This window comes from Nocardia sp. alder85J, assembly GCF_020176955.2.
Classification (GTDB): Bacteria; Actinomycetota; Actinomycetes; order Mycobacteriales; family Mycobacteriaceae; genus Nocardia.
In genome coordinates this window covers 208,944-222,819 of sequence record NZ_JAIUCZ020000006.1, presented here as the reverse complement: position 1 = coordinate 222,819, position 13,876 = coordinate 208,944, and the positions used below count along the sequence as shown (strand labels likewise).

Annotated in this window: 14 protein-coding genes; 4 read left to right on the top strand and 10 right to left on the bottom strand. The window is 70.8% G+C overall.

The window, feature by feature from the left end:
• Positions 1-3: 3 nt before the first annotated feature.
• The gene (locus tag LBW94_RS24180; protein ID WP_225059071.1) at positions 4-618 is read right to left on the bottom strand and encodes a nitroreductase family protein; all 615 of its coding nucleotides are present in this window, start codon (positions 616-618) and stop codon (positions 4-6) included.
• A 91-nt stretch (positions 619-709) separates the two neighbouring features.
• On the opposite strand from LBW94_RS24180, the gene LBW94_RS24175 reads away from it, so the two are divergent.
• Complete coding sequence (locus tag LBW94_RS24175) at positions 710-1,363, top strand: TetR/AcrR family transcriptional regulator (protein ID WP_225059072.1); 654 nt, start codon at positions 710-712, stop codon at positions 1,361-1,363.
• 3 nt (positions 1,364-1,366) lie between these two features.
• Entirely contained in the window at positions 1,367-1,615 is a 249-nt protein-coding gene (locus LBW94_RS24170) for a hypothetical protein (RefSeq protein ID WP_225059073.1), read from the top strand.
• Positions 1,616-2,290: 675 nt separating this feature from the next.
• Here LBW94_RS24170 and LBW94_RS24165 read toward each other — a convergent pair.
• From LBW94_RS24165 to LBW94_RS24130, 8 genes are all read right to left on the bottom strand, one after another.
• Entirely contained in the window at positions 2,291-2,719 is a 429-nt protein-coding gene (locus LBW94_RS24165; RefSeq protein ID WP_225059074.1) for a DUF427 domain-containing protein, read from the bottom strand.
• Positions 2,720-2,734: 15 nt separating this feature from the next.
• A complete protein-coding gene (locus tag LBW94_RS24160) occupies positions 2,735-3,619 on the bottom strand; it encodes an acyl-CoA thioesterase (protein ID WP_225059075.1) in 885 nt (294 codons plus the stop codon).
• A 12-nt stretch (positions 3,620-3,631) separates the two neighbouring features.
• The gene (locus tag LBW94_RS24155; protein ID WP_225059076.1) at positions 3,632-3,934 is read right to left on the bottom strand and encodes a putative quinol monooxygenase; all 303 of its coding nucleotides are present in this window, start codon (positions 3,932-3,934) and stop codon (positions 3,632-3,634) included.
• A gap of 57 nt (positions 3,935-3,991) precedes the next feature.
• A complete protein-coding gene (locus LBW94_RS24150; protein WP_225059077.1) occupies positions 3,992-5,080 on the bottom strand; it encodes an ABC transporter ATP-binding protein in 1,089 nt (362 codons plus the stop codon).
• Positions 5,081-5,090: 10 nt separating this feature from the next.
• A complete protein-coding gene (locus tag LBW94_RS24145) occupies positions 5,091-5,936 on the bottom strand; it encodes a carbohydrate ABC transporter permease (RefSeq protein ID WP_225059078.1) in 846 nt (281 codons plus the stop codon).
• Positions 5,933-6,778: a carbohydrate ABC transporter permease gene (locus LBW94_RS24140; protein WP_225059079.1), complete on the bottom strand. Its 846-nt coding sequence runs from the start codon at positions 6,776-6,778 to the stop codon at positions 5,933-5,935. Before LBW94_RS24140 ends, LBW94_RS24145 begins: the two co-directional genes overlap by 4 nt.
• A gap of 3 nt (positions 6,779-6,781) precedes the next feature.
• On the bottom strand, positions 6,782-8,089 hold the full coding sequence (locus LBW94_RS24135; RefSeq protein WP_225059080.1) for an extracellular solute-binding protein: 1,308 nt from the start codon (positions 8,087-8,089) through the stop codon (positions 6,782-6,784).
• Positions 8,090-8,261: 172 nt separating this feature from the next.
• Entirely contained in the window at positions 8,262-8,987 is a 726-nt protein-coding gene (locus tag LBW94_RS24130; RefSeq protein WP_225059081.1) for a GntR family transcriptional regulator, read from the bottom strand.
• A 32-nt stretch (positions 8,988-9,019) separates the two neighbouring features.
• On the opposite strand from LBW94_RS24130, the gene LBW94_RS24125 reads away from it, so the two are divergent.
• A complete protein-coding gene (locus LBW94_RS24125) occupies positions 9,020-11,845 on the top strand; it encodes an FAD-binding and (Fe-S)-binding domain-containing protein (protein WP_225059082.1) in 2,826 nt (941 codons plus the stop codon).
• Between the two features lie 63 nt (positions 11,846-11,908).
• A complete protein-coding gene (locus LBW94_RS24120; protein WP_225059083.1) occupies positions 11,909-12,547 on the top strand; it encodes a PASTA domain-containing protein in 639 nt (212 codons plus the stop codon).
• Between the two features lie 88 nt (positions 12,548-12,635).
• Here the strand turns inward: LBW94_RS24120 and LBW94_RS24115 are convergent, their stop codons facing one another.
• Positions 12,636-13,565: a hypothetical protein gene (locus LBW94_RS24115; protein ID WP_266271911.1), complete on the bottom strand. Its 930-nt coding sequence runs from the start codon at positions 13,563-13,565 to the stop codon at positions 12,636-12,638.
• Between the last annotated feature and the right edge of the window lie 311 nt (positions 13,566-13,876).

The following is a 13,876-nucleotide window of genomic DNA, read 5'->3' as shown; positions in this document are numbered from 1 at the left end:
GGGTCAGGCGGTTGTGCCCCAGCGGTTGTAGTAGGTGATGTCCTCGACGGCGGGGCGGGCGCCGGGGCGGAAGGTGCCGGTGGTGGTGTAGCCGACGGCGAGCATGGACACCTGCGTCACCTCCGGGGGAATGCCGAGGAGGCGGGCCACGTCGGCCTCGTGCCCGGCGAGGTGGTAGCCGACGATGGTGCTGCCGAGGCCGCGGCTGCGCAGGGCCAGTTGCAGGCTCCACACCGCCGGGTAGACCGAGCCGTAGAAGGCGGTGAGCACCGCGTGCTCGCCGGTGGGTCGTCCCGTCAGACAGGCGACCACGTAGACCGGAATGCGCTCCAGCACGGCCAGCAGATGGCGGCCCGAGGCCAGCGTGCGTTCCGGCAGGCCGGCGCCGTAGGTGTCGAACGACTTCTCGCCGTCGGCCCGGATGATCGGGGCCAGTTGGTCTTTCGTCGCCCGATCGTCGACGACCAGCCAGCGGAATCCGGCGGCGAACGCGCCCGCGATGGGCGCCTGCTGCGCGATGCGCAGGCAGTCGGCGAGCACATCCGGTTCCACCGGGCGGTCCAGATCCAATTTGCGGCGGACCGAGCGGGTGGTGGTCAGCAGGGTGTCGGTGTCCATGGGCGGGTCCCTCCTCGTACTTACTTAGTAAGTCTAGGACGACGGGGCTTACGATGTAAGTATTCGTCGGCGCGGTCGGAGGTGAGGGCTCGTGGTGCGGGAGACGCTGACTCGTCGGCGGGTGCTGCTGGCCGCGCTGGCGGTGGCCGATTCCGAAGGGCCGGAGCGGTTGTCGATGCGCCGGCTCGCGGCGGCGGTGGGCGTCGAGGCGATGTCGTTGTACAACCACGTGACCGGGAAGCGCGATGTGCTCGACGGTCTGGCGAGTCTGCTGTTCGAGGAGATCGAACTGCCCGATCCGGCGCTGCCCTGGGCGGATCGGCTGCGGGCGCTGGCGCACGGCGCGCAGGCGAGTTTCGCCGCTCATCCGGCGGTGGTCGGCCTGCTCGCGGCGGGACAGGCGAATCCGCGGTCGGCGGGGGCGCTGCGGTTCATCGATGCCGTGCTGGGCAGCCTGCTCGAGGCCGGTCTCGACGAGCGGGCGGCGGCCCGGCACTACCGCTCGCTGCTGGGCCTGCTGTTCGGCGGCGCGCTCACCCGCACCGTCGACGTGACGGAATCCCGTGCGGAGGGCGGTGATTCGATCGCCGAGCGGTTCCGCGAGGTGGCCGCGACCGAGCGGTTGCCGCATCTGATGCGGGTGCTGCCCGCGCTGATCGACCAGGACTGTCATCCGGATGTCGGCCACGAGATCGAGATCTTCGTCGCCGGAGTGCGCGCGCGGATTCCGCTCCCGCGCAGTTGAGGCGTGAATTCCGTTGGGCCGCAGCGGGACGGCGACGGTGGCGGCCGTGCGCGCGGCGGCGGCAGCGGCCATGATGGCGGGGTGCTGACCATATTCGACGAGAAGTTCGCCCGGATGCCGTGGCCGGTGCGGGCGCAGCTGCGCGAGGACGGTGGGATGCATCGGGACGTGTTCCAGGGCAATGACGCCGGCGAACTGGCGAGGTTGCGGCGCATCGCGACCGGCGCGTTGCTGCCGGTGCGGGTGGTCTGAGGGGAGAGATCGCCGCGCCGGGGGCGGCCCCTGGCGGGTGGGGCGAGCGTCTTCGATCGCCCCGCCCCTGCTCCGCAATTCGCACGCCGACCTCTCACGGTCGCTGCCCTCCCCTTCGGGGGTAACCACCATCGGCGCGCCAACGCGAAGACGCCGATGAGTATATGATCAGCCACGCGGAGCCTGTCAACTGCTGGAGACATTCGACCAGCCCAGCGAACACGCTGATCGGCGCGATGCCTCCGCTCCCGGGGGTTACGGCCGGTCGCTCCGGACCGCGCATCGGCATTGCCCGGGAACACCCTCCACACCATGGGAATTCCGTCGGTGCATGCGGTGCGCCGCCGCGCGCCCGTTGCGGCCCGGACCCGCCGGTCGACCCCGGAGGTGGCCGGACTTCGGGATCGACCCGGATGCTCGCCGGTCCCGCCGACCTGCGGTCGCGAATCCCCGCAGTTCACAAGGAACGTCGACTACCTGCGCGGATTCGGTAGACGTGTCGAAAGGTACTGTGTATCTGTGCCTTTCGGGGCACCCGAGTCACCCTCCTCGTGATGACGCGGGAGCGCCGGAAGGCTATCCTTGCCGGTGCGGCTGTGGTGTTCGGTATCCCCTTCATCGAACACCACAGCCGTCCAAACAGAACCCGGCCGCCGGTTCGCGGCGAGCGCCGGTTCAGTTCGCGGCGACCACCGGTTGCGGCTGCGGCCTGCCACTGACGGCAGGTGTCGCCACTCCCACCTCGAGGGTGGTCCGGTCCTGGTAGAAGCCGATGTGGTCGCGGATCGCCGCCACCTCCGGATACGGGTCGGAGTACTCCCAGGCGATCGGCTCGGTGTCCTCCGGACGCCGCCAGTACCGCGCGTCGCCCTTGAACGGGCAGCGACTGGTGGTCTCGTCGTCCGCCGCGAGCAGATCGAACCGCACATCCGCGCGCGGGATGTAGAACACGATGCCGTGATCCTGTTCGGCGACCAGCAGCGCCCTGGCGGTGTCGGCCAGCACCGCCCCGTCGTGGGTCACCTGGATGCGATTGCGCACGCGCCGGACGTCGATGTAGTAGTCCGGCCAGTCGACGAAGCCCGAGGGCCGGTCGTTGGTCATGCTTGCCTCCTGTGGTCAGAGCAGGGTGTCGCCACCGGAGGTGGCGCCGTTGCGTTCGAGCAGGCCCCGGATCATGGCGTGCACGCTGTACGAGGCCACCAACCGGCCGTCCTCGCCGAACACGTGGCCGTCGCTCTGGGCCTGGCCACGGCCGGCGTAGGTGGCCCGGGTGACATACAGCAGCCACTGCGAGACATCCGCCGTATCGTGGAACGTCACGGTGGTCATGGTGATTCCGGTGGAGATGCTCCGATGTGCCATCGACTCGCCGATGCCGGTGTGCGGTCGCATCGCCGCGGCGACGGTCCAGTGCGTGGTCGACTGGGTCAGCAGCGCCTGGTGCAGGTACTCGTGCGCGGGGGCGTCGCGGAACTTGGTCCACACGAACAACTCCGGTGGTCCGACCCGGTCCGGGTCGTGGTCGTAGGCGTCGTCGACGACCCGGATGTCGCGGCCCTCCACCACCGCGCCGGGGACGGAATGCGAGCGCAGCCGGTCCGGGGTGTCGACATCCGGCATCGCGATCGAGCCCCGGATCAGGTCGCCGGCGTCGGCGTCGAGCAGCACCACGCCCGAGCAGCGCTGGGTATCCTGTTGCCGCACTTGCGCTTCGACGGTGCTGAAGGTGCGGCCGGTGCGTACCGGGTCCAGGTGCACGGTCAACGGCAGCGAGTGCGCGGCGGCCCGGGAGAAGATCATCGAGGCCGAGACCACCCGCTGGTGCGGGATCTGCTTCGCGGCCGCCACCACGGTCGCGCCGAGCATCTGCCCGGCCTCCACCACGTCGCGGGCCGTGGGGCCGTGGGCGGGCGCCAGCCAGGCGCCGTCACCGTCGGGCTGCACGTCCAGCAGCCGCAGCAGTTCGTCCTGGGTCCAGGGGCGGGTCTGTGTCTGTTCCATCGCAGGCCCCCGCTACTCGCCGATGCGGGTGTGCTGACTGAACTGCGGGATGCCCTCGAACAGGTCCGCCATGCCGGGCACCGCGCCCGCACCGGCCCGCCACTTGCGGTAGGCCCGGTCGTGCTCGAGGCTGGCCCACTCCTCGACGAGGGTGATGCGCTGTTCGTCGGCGTTGTCGGCCAGCAGCGTGACGTTCAGGCAGCCGGGGAAGGCGCGGGTGTCCGGGATGGACTTCGCGAGGGTCTCCCGGGCGGCGGCGACCTGGCCGGGCCTGATCCGCAGCTGGACGATGGCGACGATCGGGGTGTCGGGCATTCTGAGATCCTTACTCTATTCCTACGAGAATAAGATTCTCACAATGTGACGCATTGATCATGCAGTCTGCAACAGCGCACCCGACTCCGGGTCGTACCAGCGGCACGACCGCGCGGGAACCCGCAGCGTGAGCGGGTCGCCCGGGTCGGCGCGGAAGCCCGCCGCGGTCTGTACCTTCACCACCTGGCCCGCGACCTCCGTGGTGAGCAGCGTCGACGCGCCGAGCGGCTCGATCACCTGGAGCCCGGCGCGCAGCATCGGATCGGTGCTCTCCTCGATCACCTCCAGGGCCTCCGGCCGGATGCCCAGCCGCAACTGCCTGCCCTCGAACGCGGCCAGCTCCTCCGGCAGCGGCAGCGACTGGCCGCCGAGGTCGAGCCGCGGCCCGTATTCGGCCGGGGCGACGGTGCCGGTCAAGAAGTTCATCGGCGGACTGCCGAGGAAGCCGCCGACGAACTCGGTGGCCGGCCGGTCGTAGACGTCGGCCGGGCCCCCGGTCTGCGCGATCGTGCCCTCGCGCATGACCGAGATCCGGTGCCCCAGCGACAGCGCCTCCACCTGATCGTGGGTGACGTAGACGGTGGTGATGCCCAACTCGCCCACCAGCTTCTTGAGCTCCGCGCGAAAGGACAAGCGCAGCAACGCATCCAGATTCGACAGCGGTTCGTCCATCAGCAGCAGGTCGGCGTCGGTGACGATGGCGCGCGCGACGGCGACCCGTTGTCGTTGCCCGCCGGACAGTTTCGCGGGGTAGCGATCCAGATACGGGGTGAGTTGCAGCAGATCGGCCGCCCACGCCACCTTCCGGCGCACCTCCTCGGCCGGGACGCCGCGCACCTGCAGGCCGAACCCGATGTTGGCGGCCACCTTCTTGTTCGGGAACACCGCGTACGACTGGAACACCATGGACAGGTTGCGCCGCCGCGGTTCCAGATAGGTGACGTCGCGGCCGCCGATCACGATCTGCCCACTGTCGGGCACCTCCAGGCCCGCGATCATCCGCAGCAGCGTGGTCTTGCCGCAGCCGGACGGGCCGAGCAGCACCATGAACTCGCCGTCGGCGACCTCCAGCGAGACCGCGTCGGTGGCCCGGGCGGCGCCGCCCGGATAGGTCTTGACCAGCTCGTGCAGGATCAACTCGGCCATCGCACACCCCTCATCGCAGCGTGGTACCCCACATGTTCACCAGATAGCGCCGCATCACGAGGATGAACACCAGCGCCGGGACGATCAGCGCGAACCCGCCCGCGAACCGATACGGCGTGGACGCCTCGCCCAGCGCGGTGAGCACCTGCGCGGGCAGGGTGCGGTGGCCCAGGGTCACCAGGGTGGCGCCGAGGATCTCGTTCCAGGACAGCACGAAGGTGAAGATCGCCGAGGCCGCCAGACCCGGCGATGCCAACGGCACCACCACCTTCCACGCCGCCTGCCGCCGGGAGCAGCCGAACACCCGCGCGGCCTCCTCCAGATCCGCGGGCACCGCGACGAAGATGCCCGCGGTGATCAGCACGGTGGTGGGCAGGGCCAGCACGGTGTGCACCAGGGTGACCGCCAGCACCGTGTCGTCGATGTGCAGGTGCAGGAACATGGTGGCCAGCGGCACCGACAGCACCACGATCGGCAGCGCCCGCACCAGCAGCACGAACAGCCGGTAGGCGTCCTTGCCGCGGAAGGCGTAGCGGGCCAGCGCATATCCGGCCGGGGCGCCGACGACCAGCGACCAGAACACGGTGTACAGCCCCACCAGCACCGAATTGCCCAGGGCCGGAAAGGTTCCGGTGGCGTGGAAGAACGACGACAGGGTGTCGGCCGAGAACTGCCGGGGGATGAGAGTTTTCGGGAAGGCGTCGATGCTGTCGCGCGAGGACACCGCCGCGAGTGCGATCAGCAGGATCGGCACCGCCATGAACAGTGACAGTGCGACACAGGCGAACTGCACCCCGGCCGCACGCCACCGGCGGCGGCGCAGCGGGCCGCGGTCGATCGGTGGCAGGGCGGTCATCGCGCCTCCTCCGGGGACCGGATGGTGCGCAGGTACAGCGCCGCGGTGAACAGCGACAGCGCCAGCACCACCAGCGACACCGCACTGGCGACCGCCGGATTCTGGAGGTTCGCGTACCACTGGTAGGTCTCGCCGACCAGCAGCGGGAAATCGCGTCCGGTCAGGGCCTGGGCGACGGCGAACGCCTGCAACGCCAGAATCGTGCGCAGGATCAGCGCCACTTGCAGACTCGGCGCCAGCAGCGGCAGCGTGACGTGCCGCAACCGCTGCCACAGGGTGGCGCCGAAAACCTGTGCCGCCTCGTCGTAGTCGCGCGGGATCAGTTGCACCCCGGCCACCACGATGACGAACACCAGCGAGGTGGCGCGCCAGACCTCGGCGATCACCACCGCCAGCAGCATGGTCCAGGTGTGCTGGTAGCCCAGCCACTGCACCCCGTCGTGGCTGAGACCCAGGCGCACCAGCAGCGAGTTCAGGTAGCCGCGGTTGCCGAAGATCGACAGCCACACCAGTCCCGCCGCCAGTTCCGAGATCGCCAGCGGCAGGCACCAGAGATAGAAATGCCCGGCGATGAACCGCGGCCGCGCCTGCACCAGCAGCGTCATGGCGATGGCCAGCACCAGCTGGATCGGCACCACGATCACGATCAGCAGGATCGTATTGCGCAGTGCGGGCAGGAAATACGGATCGTGGAACAGTCGCGAGAAATTGCCGAGGGTGAAGCCGTGGCCATTGCCGAACGCCTGCGCCACCGCCTGCACCAGTGGCCAGCCGAACAGCGCCAGCAGCAGCACGATCGAGGGCAGCAGCAGGATCCACGGGGTCCGGGAGCGAAGGGGCACGGCTCACACCACCCGGCAGCGCGCGGCGGGCGGATCGGGGGCCCAGCACGGCACCTTCAGATCGTCGAGGATGCCCTGGAGGATCTTGGCCTGTTGGTCGAGTGTGCCGCGAATATCGGCCCCGCCCAGCACGATCGCGCGGAAGGTGTCCTGGAAGACCTTGCTCACCTCACCTTCGCGCTGCCCGAGCCCCACCGGCGGCAGCGATATCAGAGTGCCGGGCGCGGCCTGCTGCCGCCGGACCGCGTCGGCCTCCAGCCGCACCGCCGGTGGCAGATCGTCCGGGATCGCGGTGCTCACCGCCGGGAAGAATCCGTTCGACCGCAGCAGGTCGAGCTGGGTGGCGGGCTGGCTGAACGCGGAGATGGTGCGTTGCGCCAGTTCGGGATCCGGCCCGTGCTTCGGGATCGCCAGCCCGAGCAGCACCGTCATGTACCCCAGCCCCTTCGGCCCGCGCGGCGCGGGAAACATGTGCCAGTTGTTCGGATCCCGATCGGGCGCCTGGGCCAGTCGCACCACGTGATCCCACGCCATCCGCACCTCCCCGGACGCCAGCGGTTCCTGCATGAAGTCGTAGGTGGTGCTCGCCGGTGCGCAGTTGGCCCACAACTCGCGGAAGTACTGCCACGCGGTGACCGCCTCCGCCGACCGGAACGTGGTGATCTGCCCGGCGGTGAACGACGGCAGCAGATAGCCCTGAGTGAACCTGTGCAGCAACCCTTTCGGGCCTGCGGGCAGTCCGAGCATCGGCCGGTTCCCGTTGGCCCGCCGCGCCGCGATCGCCCAGTCCAGGAACCGGTCGTAGGTGAGCGCGTTCGCATCGGTCCCCGGCGGCAGGTGCGCGAGCGCGTCCGCATGCGCCGCGAGCACGTAGGTCGCTGTCGCCCACGGGATGTACCAGGTGCGATCGGTGCCCACCCGGGCCAGTTTCAGATGGTCCGGCGACCATCCCCGCGGCCCCAGATCGGCGATCAGCCCGGTCAGGTCCTGGAGGTAGTCCGGCGCCAGCGGGGCGAGATCCCCGTGCAGCCCGCCCACCATGCCGATCCTGGTGGCTCCCGCCGACACCTGACTGCGGATCCGGGTGGCGAACGGACTCTCCTCGATCGTCACATATCCGACCCCGGGGGCCGTGCGCGCCAGCAGCGACCGGAAATGGCCGACTTCGTCGGTGGGCCGGAATTGGGTGGAAAGAAAGATCATCGACCCGCTACCAGTGGTGGAGAATCCGGTACAGGCGGCGGCCGAGGCCACCGCGACCGATCCCGCCGCGCGCAGCACGGCTCTGCGTGGCAGGCCGGATGCCGACATTCGCAGTCCCCCGGTACTCGACCGTCAGTAGGTTAAGGCGTCAATCTAGGTGCGGTGGACCGCATTGTCAACAAGAGCCAGGGCGGTCGGCTTGCTCGAATTGCCGTGCCCAATTCCCTTTATCGGCAACCTGCCGGAAATGGCCGAATATATTTCTGAAACATTCGTAGTTCTATTCGATCAGGGTGGACCAGATGTGGTCCGGATCGACGCCGGGGTGGGTGCGGGCGGCCTGCCGCACCAGCAGCCGGCCGGTGGCGAGGAGGTGCGCGCGCATCGTCGCGGCGGCGGCGTCGGGGTCGCCGGCGGTGATGGCGGTGACGATCGGGGTGTGCTCGGCATCGATATCGGCGAGGGTGCGGGTGTGGTCGGCGGTGGAGGCGCCGAGCAGGCGGGTGGTTTCGCGCAGGGTGGCGACGATCGCGCGGGAGCGGGCATTGCCGGCGGCCGCCAGGATCAGGTCGTGCAGGCCGAAATCGGTGCGGGCGAAGGTGGATTCGTCGGCCGCGGCCACGGCGTCGCGCATCCGGGCGCGCTGGTCGGCGAGGGAGTGGAGCAGGGCCGGGCCGGGGGTGGCGGCGGCCCTGCGGGCGGCGGGCACCTCCAGGGCCAGCCGGACGGCGAAGATCTCCGCGATCTCGTGCGGTTGCGGGAGCAGGATGCGGAAGCCTTGGCGCGCTTCGAATTTGATCACGCCGACCTCCTCGAGCCGGAGCAGCGCATCGCGAACGGGGGTGCGGGACATGCCCAGGGTGTCGGCGAGCTGATACGCGGAGTACTTGACGCCGGGCCGCATCCGGCCGGCATCGATGGCCGCGCGCACGGCGGCGATCGCCTGCTCCATCCGCCGTCCGCCGGCGGGTGGAAGCGGGCCCAGGTCGAGCTCGCCGTCTGCCACGCCGGTGATCGTAGCATGCTACGAGGTGTAGCATGCTACGAATGATCGATGTTGCCGCGCTGGCCGACCGGTTGCGCCGTGCCGGGGTGGGAGAGGTGCTCGCCGACGGCACGACCCGGGCCGCCTACTCCTCGGACGCCTCCCTGTACCGGGTGCTGCCGCAGGTGGTGGTGCGGCCCCGGCATGCCGACGAGGTGGCGGCGACCCTCGCGGTGTGCCGGGCCGAGGGAGTGCCGCTGACCGCGCGCGGCGGCGGCACCTCGATCGCGGGCAATGCCGTGGGCGCGGGGGTGGTGGTGGATTTCGGCCGCCATCTGAACCGGGTGCTGTCCCTCGACCCGCAGGCGCGCACCGCCGAGGTGGAACCCGGTGTGGTGCAGGCGGTCCTGCAACGGGCCGCGGCGCCGCACGGGCTGCGGTTCGGCCCGGATCCGTCCTCGTACACCCGCTGCACGATCGGCGGCATGATCGGCAACAACGCCTGTGGCAACCGGGCGCTCGGTTACGGGCGCACCTCCGACAACATCGCGGAGTTGCGGGTGCTGACCGGCACCGGTGCGCCGCTGCATCTGGTCGCCGGGCGCACCGAACCGGTGCCGGGACCACTGGCCGACCTGCACGGGGTGGTGCGCGGCGGACTGGCCACCATCCGCACCGAATCGGGGCGGTTCGGCCGCCAGGTGTCCGGCTATGCCCTGGAACATCTGTTGCCGGAGCACGGATTCGACGTCGCGCGGCTGCTCGTCGGCAGCGAGGGGACGCTGGCGGTGGTGACCGGCGCGACGGTACGGCTGGTCGGTGATCCGGCGCATCGGGTGCTGGTGGCGCTGGGTTATCCCGATATCGCCGCGGCCGGCGATGCCGCGCCCGCGGTGCTGGCCTTCGGCCCGGTCGCCTGCGAGGGGATCGACTCGCGCATCGTCGACGTGCTGCGGCAGCGTCGCGGGCCGGATGCGGTGCCGCCGCTGCCGGCCGGTGCGGCCTGGCTGTTCGTGGAGATCGCCGGGGACGAGCGCGCCGAGGTGCTCGACCGGGCGGGCCGGTTGGCGGTCTCGGCGGGGGCGTCGGACAGCCGGGTCGTCGGCGCGCCCGCCGAGGCCGCCCGGCTGTGGCGGATCCGGGAGGACGGCGCGGGCCTGTCCGCGCGCAGTCCCGCCGGGCTGCCCGCGCACGCCGGCTGGGAGGACGCCGCCGTGCCGCCGCACCGGCTGGGCGACTATCTGCGCGATTTCGACGCGCTCATGCGTCGTTTCGAGGTCACCGGCCTGCCGTACGGGCATTTCGGCGACGGCTGCCTGCACATCCGGCTCGACCTGCCGCTGGATCGGCCGGACGGTACCCGGGTCTTCCGTGATTTCCTCACCGCCGCAGCGGATCTCGTCGCGGGTTACGGCGGATCGCTGTCCGGTGAGCACGGCGACGGGCGGGCCCGCAGCGAACTGCTGCCGAAAATGTACTCGCCGGAGGCGATTCGGCTGTTCGCGGCCGTGAAGCACGTGTTCGATCCGGAGAACGTCCTCAATCCGGGGGTGCTGGTGGACCCCCGGCCGCTGGACGCCGATCTGCGGGTGCCCGCCGCGCCGCCGTTGCGGCGGGATCTGGCCTTCGGGTATCACGACGACGGCGGCGACTTCACCCGGGCGGTGCACCGCTGCACCGGGGTCGGGAAATGCCGCGCCGACAACACCGGTACCGGCGGCGTGATGTGCCCCTCCTACCTGGCGACCGGTGAGGAGCAGGACTCCACCCGCGGCCGGGCCCGCATCCTGCAGGAGATGGTCAACGGCACCGCGGTCACCGGCGGCTGGCGGTCGCCGGAGGTGCACGAGGCGCTGGATCTGTGCCTGTCCTGCAAGGGATGTCGCTCCGACTGCCCGACCGGCGTGGATATGGCCGCCTACAAATCCGAAGTGCTGCACCAGACCTACCGCGGCCGCCTGCGCCCGGCCTCGCACTACGCGCTGGGCCGGCTGCCGCGCTGGGCCCGGATCGCCGCGCTGGCGCCGCGAACGGTCAACGCGGCCCTGCGGATTCCCGGTGTGGGCCGTGCCGCGCTGGCGGCGGCCGGAGTGGATGCCCGCCGTGGCATCCCGCCGTTCGCCGCGCGGACGTTCCGATCCTGGTTCGCGGCCACCGCCGGGGAGCGGGCCACGACCGGTGATCCGGTGCTGCTGTTCGTCGATTCGTTCACCGATCATTTCGACCCCGAGGTCGGCCGTGCGACGGTGCGGGTCCTGGAGGCGGCGGGGTATCGCCCGCGACCGGCGCCGGGGCGGCCGTGCTGTGCCCTCACCTGGATCACCACCGGCCAGCTCACCGCCGCGCGCCGGATTCTCGGCCGCACCGTCGACACCCTCACGCCGTACGCCGAATCCGGCGTGCCGATCGTCGGGATGGAGCCGTCGTGCACGGGCGTCCTGCGATCGGACGCCCCGGAACTGCTCGGCGAGGTGGCGGCCCCGGTCGCCGCCGCCACCCGCACCCTGGCCGAGCTGCTCACCGCCCGTGGCTGGGAGCTGCCCGATCTGTCCGGGACTTCGATTGTGGCGCAACCACATTGCCATCACCACGCGGTCATGGGATGGGACGCCGACGAGAAGCTGTTGCGCGCGGCCGGGGCCGAGGTGCAGCGGCTCGGCGGATGTTGCGGCCTGGCAGGCAATTTCGGTGTCGAGAAGGGGCACTACGAGGTCTCGGTCGCCGTGGCCGGGGCGCAACTGCTGCCCGCCGTCGCGGCCGCCGGCCCGGACACGCCGATCCTCGCCGACGGGTTCTCCTGTCGCACCCAGCTGGCCGATCTCACCGATCGGCGGGGGACGCATCTGGCCCGATTGCTGGCGGATCGGCTGGCGCCGTAGCGATTGCGGGTGTTCGCCCACGGCGTAGCGGCGACCGGCTGCTGTCAGGTTAACCTGGCAGATATGGCAGACAACAGCAGGTGGGGCGAGGGCGGTGCGGCCTGGAAACGGCTGACCGGCCGGCGCGCGGGCCCGGGGACCGGTGCGGAGGCACTGGCCGCGCTGGACGAGGTCGTCACGGTGCGGCGGGCATTGGATCAACTGGAGCTGCACGCCGTTCGCGCGGCGCGGCAGCACGGGCAGAGCTGGACGGAGATCGCCACCTATCTCGGCGTGACGCGGCAGTCCGCGTGGGAACGCTGGCGCGATCTCGACCAGACCCTGGCCACGGAACAGGCGGCGCGCGAGGCGGTCGGTGCGGTGGCCGGATCCGCCCGGGAGCGGCGGCGGTCGGCCACGGTCACCGTGCCCGGCGTGATCGGGAAGTCCTGGGCCGATGCCCGGATCGCCCTGGAAAAGGTGGGCCTGGCCGCGGTGAGCGCCGAGGCCGGCACCCCCACCCCGGATCCCGCCGAGACCGGATGGATCGTCACCGACCAGAGCCCGGAGGCAGGTGCGAAGGTGCCCCCGCGATCGATCGTGCAGCTGTGGCTGCGCCGCGACGACGGGCCCGGTGGTGTCCGGGAACCGCGGCGTCCCGGCCCCACCCCGCGGTCGATGCGCGCGGCGCTGCCGGAGCCCTCGGGGGAGTCGGTGGGCTGAAACCGCCCGTGCGACAACGATGCGGCGGCGCCGGGACGGTGCCGTGGCGCGCGCCGGAATGAATTGTGCCGCAGGCGATCCCGGCCGATTACGGTTCGTGGCGGTCGAGCAGGGCGCGGAAGTCGGCGGGGAGGTCGAAGGTCATCCGGTCGTCCTCGTGCTGGGTGAGCTGCGTCAGTTCGCCGCGGCGCCACCAGTACAGGTGTGGGCTGACCAATCCGGGGGTGTCGACGTAGCCGCGGATGGTGAAGTCGGTCATGTCGTGCACGGCCGGCGCGAAAGGTGTTCCGTCCAGCGGCCGGAACACCAGCTGGGTGCGATTGGGCATCGTCACCAGCACGCCGTCGTCGCCGAACGGCACATTCATCCGGGAGAGCAGCTCGTCGAGGATCAGCACCCGCGAGGCGGTGAAGTACGAGTCGTCCACCACCGCGTGGAACCAGCCGCCCTCCCGGCGGCCGAAGGTGTGCCGCTCCGGAATCGGCAGGCCGCGCAGATTCTCCATGGCGCGCGGCCACAGCAGGTCGAAGCCGCCGAGTTCCGCGACGGCGGTGTCGGGCATGGTGGTGACGGTGTCGGGCCGGTCGAGCGCGAGGACCACCCACAGGCCCTCGGCGACCTCGGGCCCGTACCGGAACTCCTCCCGGTACTGCATCTGGAAGTCCGGCACCACCCGCGGATACATCGTCGGCAGCAGTTCGTCGACGGGCAGATCCATCGGATCCGAATCGCGTTCGGCGAACAGCCGGTCGAGATGTTCGCCGATGAGAGCGGGCCAGGCCCCCGGATCGCCGCCGTAACTGTGGCAGTAGGCGGCGATGTTGTAGAAGCCCAGCTGGGCCCCGTCCATGGTGGTGAGGTGGGTTTCGGACACCACGCCCTCGATGCCGCGCTCCGCCAGCACTTCTCGCATCGTCGCGCGGAAACGCCTGCCCTCGTCGGCGGAGAGGAAGGAGAACGCGGGGTCACGCGGATCCGTACCCGGATCGCGGCGCTGTCTTCTGCCGAACCAGCCCACGCCTGCCTCCACTCCGGAAGAACAACGCCGACAGCCTAACTCGCGCGCCAAGGCCCGAGGAATCCGGCGCGGCCGCCGTGGCCGGGACAGCACCGGTCCCGGCGGCGGATGTCCCGCTACGGGTCGCGCCGGCAACCCGGGGGTTGCCGTTCTGCGGAACGGTACTCCGGCGGCGGCCGTCCCGCGCGCCGAATACCGGCGTCCCGGGACCGCGGCGGGCCCGGTGAAGACCTCTACCGCTGTTCGCGGATGCGCTCGCCCGGCCCTGTTGCCGCAGTTGAGCAGCGTTTGCCGCGAATTGCTCCCGGGTA

Excerpts from the sequence above, each read along its gene's own strand:
- LBW94_RS24180 (WP_225059071.1), bottom strand. The coding sequence starts at position 618 with ATGGACACCGACACCCTGCTGACCACCACCCGCTCGGTCCGCCGCAAA.
- LBW94_RS24165 (WP_225059074.1), bottom strand. The coding sequence starts at position 2,719 with ATGACCAACGACCGGCCCTCGGGCTTCGTCGACTGGCCGGACTACTAC.
- LBW94_RS24160 (WP_225059075.1), bottom strand. The coding sequence starts at position 3,619 with ATGGAACAGACACAGACCCGCCCCTGGACCCAGGACGAACTGCTGCGG.
- LBW94_RS24155 (WP_225059076.1), bottom strand. The coding sequence starts at position 3,934 with ATGCCCGACACCCCGATCGTCGCCATCGTCCAGCTGCGGATCAGGCCC.
- LBW94_RS24150 (WP_225059077.1), bottom strand. The coding sequence starts at position 5,080 with ATGGCCGAGTTGATCCTGCACGAGCTGGTCAAGACCTATCCGGGCGGC.
- LBW94_RS24145 (WP_225059078.1), bottom strand. The coding sequence starts at position 5,936 with ATGACCGCCCTGCCACCGATCGACCGCGGCCCGCTGCGCCGCCGCCGG.
- LBW94_RS24135 (WP_225059080.1), bottom strand. The coding sequence starts at position 8,089 with ATGTCGGCATCCGGCCTGCCACGCAGAGCCGTGCTGCGCGCGGCGGGA.
- LBW94_RS24125 (WP_225059082.1), top strand. The coding sequence starts at position 9,020 with ATGCTACGAATGATCGATGTTGCCGCGCTGGCCGACCGGTTGCGCCGT.
- LBW94_RS24120 (WP_225059083.1), top strand. The coding sequence starts at position 11,909 with ATGGCAGACAACAGCAGGTGGGGCGAGGGCGGTGCGGCCTGGAAACGG.